The sequence below is a fragment of the Desertibacillus haloalkaliphilus genome (genome assembly GCF_019039105.1).
GTDB classification, from domain to species: Bacteria; Bacillota; Bacilli; order Bacillales; family KJ1-10-99; genus Desertibacillus; species Desertibacillus haloalkaliphilus.
The window spans coordinates 1-3,140 of the sequence record NZ_JAHPIV010000033.1 but is presented as its reverse complement, the minus strand read 5'-3'; the positions used below and the strand labels follow the sequence as shown (position 1 = coordinate 3,140).

The window sequence follows — 3,140 nt, the reverse complement described above, 5'->3', positions numbered from 1 at the left end:
AGGTTAAGCTATAAAGGGCGCACGGTGGATGCCTTGGCACTAGGAGCCGAAGAAGGACGGGACGAACACCGATATGCTTTGGGGAGCTGTAAGTAAGCTTTGATCCAGAGATTTCCGAATGGGGGAACCCACCATCCGTAATGGGATGGTATCCATACCTGAATACATAGGGTATGAGAAGGCAGACCTGGGGAACTGAAACATCTAAGTACCCAGAGGAAGAGAAAGCAAATGCGATTTCCTGAGTAGCGGCGAGCGAAACGGAAACAGCCCAAACCAAGGGGCTTGCCCCTTGGGGTTGTAGGACACTCTATACGGAGTTACAAAGAAACGGAGTAGATGAAGCGATCTGGAAAGGTCCGCGAAACAAGGTAACAGCCCTGTAATCGAAACTTCGTTTCCTCCAGAGTGGATCCTGAGTACGGCGGGACACGTGAAACCCCGTCGGAATCTGGGAGGACCATCTCCCAAGGCTAAATACTCCCTAGTGACCGATAGTGAACCAGTACCGTGAGGGAAAGGTGAAAAGCACCCCGGGAGGGGAGTGAAAGAGAACCTGAAACCGTGTGCCTACAAGTAGTTGGAGCCCGTTTATGGGTGACAGCGTGCCTTTTGTAGAATGAACCGGCGAGTTACGATCCCGTGCAAGGTTAAGCTGAAGAGGCGGAGCCGCAGCGAAAGCGAGTCTGAATAGGGCGATAGAGTACGTGGTCGTAGACCCGAAACCGTGTGATCTACCCATGTCCAGGGTGAAGTTCAGGTAACACTGAATGGAGGCCCGAACCCACGCATGTTGAAAAATGCGGGGATGAGGTGTGGGTAGGGGTGAAATGCCAATCGAACTCGGAGATAGCTGGTTCTCCCCGAAATAGCTTTAGGGCTAGCCTCGAGGTGAGAGTATTGGAGGTAGAGCACTGATTGGACTAGGGGTCCCCACAGGATTACCGAATTCAGTCAAACTCCGAATGCCAAATACTTATCCTCGGGAGTCAGACTGCGAGTGCTAAGATCCGTAGTCAAGAGGGAAACAGCCCAGACCATCAGCTAAGGTCCCCAAGTATACGTTAAGTGGAAAAGGATGTGGAGTTGCACAGACAACCAGGATGTTGGCTTAGAAGCAGCCACCATTTAAAGAGTGCGTAATAGCTCACTGGTCGAGTGACTCTGCGCCGAAAATGTACCGGGGCTAAACGTATCACCGAAGCTATGGATTGTCCTTATGGACAGTGGTAGGGGAGCGTTCTAAGTGCAGCGAAGTCAGATCGAGAGGACTGGTGGAGCGCTTAGAAGTGAGAATGCCGGTATGAGTAGCGAAAAGAGGGGTGAGAATCCCCTCCGTCGAAAGCCCAAGGTTTCCTGAGGAAGGCTCGTCCGCTCAGGGTAAGTCGGGACCTAAGCCGAGGCCGAAAGGCGTAGGCGATGGATAACAGGTTGAAATTCCTGTACCACCTCCTCACCGTTTGAGCAATGGGGGGACGCAGTAAGGTAGGGTAAGCGCGCTGATGGATATGCGCGTCTAAGCAGTTAGGCTGATAAGTAGGTAAATCCGCTTATCATAAGGCTGAGCTGTGATAGCGAGGGAAATAATAGTACCGAAGTTCCTGATCCTACACTGCCAAGAAAAGCCTCTAGCGAGGTGAGAGGTGCCCGTACCGCAAACCGACACAGGTAGGCGAGAAGAGAATTCTAAGACGCTCGGGAGAACTCTCGTTAAGGAACTCGGCAAAATGACCCCGTAACTTCGGGAGAAGGGGTGCTCTTTAGGGTGCTAAGCCCAGGAGAGCCGCAGTGAAAAGATCCAAGCGACTGTTTAGCAAAAACACAGGTCTCTGCGAAGCCGTAAGGCGAAGTATAGGGGCTGACACCTGCCCGGTGCTGGAAGGTTAAGAGGAGAAGTTATCCCTTCGGGGAGAAGCTTTGAATTGAAGCCCCAGTAAACGGCGGCCGTAACTATAACGGTCCTAAGGTAGCGAAATTCCTTGTCGGGTAAGTTCCGACCCGCACGAATGGTGCAACGACTTGGATACTGTCTCAACGAGAGACCCGGTGAAATTATATTACCAGTGAAGATGCTGGTTACCCGCGACAGGACGGAAAGACCCCATGGAGCTTTACTGTAGCTTGATATTGGATTTTGGTACAGTTTGTACAGGATAGGTAGGAGCCTTGGAAATCGGACCGCCAGGTTCGATGGAGGCGTCGGTGGGATACTACCCTGACTGTATTGAAATTCTAACCTAGAACCGTGATCCGGTTCAGGGACAGTGTCAGGTGGGCAGTTTGACTGGGGCGGTCGCCTCCTAAACAGTAACGGAGGCGCCCAAAGGTTCCCTCAGAATGGTTGGAAATCATTCGTAGAGTGCAAAGGCAAAAGGGAGCTTGACTGCGAGACCTACAAGTCGAGCAGGGACGAAAGTCGGGCTTAGTGATCCGGTGGTTCCGCATGGAAGGGCCATCGCTCAACGGATAAAAGCTACCCTGGGGATAACAGGCTTATCTCCCCCAAGAGTCCACATCGACGGGGAGGTTTGGCACCTCGATGTCGGCTCATCGCATCCTGGGGCTGAAGTAGGTCCCAAGGGTTGGGCTGTTCGCCCATTAAAGCGGTACGCGAGCTGGGTTCAGAACGTCGTGAGACAGTTCGGTCCCTATCCGTCGCGGGCGTAGGAAATTTGAGAGGAGCTGTCCTTAGTACGAGAGGACCGGGATGGACACACCGCTGGTGTACCAGTTGTTCCGCCAGGAGCATAGCTGGGTAGCTACGTGTGGAAGGGATAAGTGCTGAAAGCATCTAAGCATGAAGCCCCCCTCAAGATGAGATTTCCCATCGCATAAGCGAGTAAGACCCCTTAGAGATGATGAGGTTGATAGGTCTGAGGTGGAAGCGTGGTGACACGTGGAGCTGACAGATACTAATCGGTCGAGGGCTTATCCAAATAAAAGGTGAAATGAATCCTTCTTAAGTAATACTCAATGATCGTTATCTAGTTTTGAGGGAATAAACTCTCTAATTTTATAGTTAAGTCTGGTGGCGATAGCGAAGAGGTCACACTCGTTCCCATGCCGAACACGACCGTTAAGCTCTTCAGCGCCGATGGTAATTGGGGGTTTCCCCCTGTGAGAGTAGGACGTTGCCAGGC

General features: G+C 52.0%; 2 rRNA genes. Both read left to right on the top strand.

The window, feature by feature from the left end:
- The first annotated feature begins 1 nt into the window (after position 1).
- Positions 2-2,936: ribosomal RNA gene (locus KH400_RS20650) — 23S ribosomal RNA — on the top strand.
- An 88-nt stretch (positions 2,937-3,024) separates the two neighbouring features.
- Positions 3,025-3,140, top strand: a 5S ribosomal RNA gene (rrf, locus tag KH400_RS20645).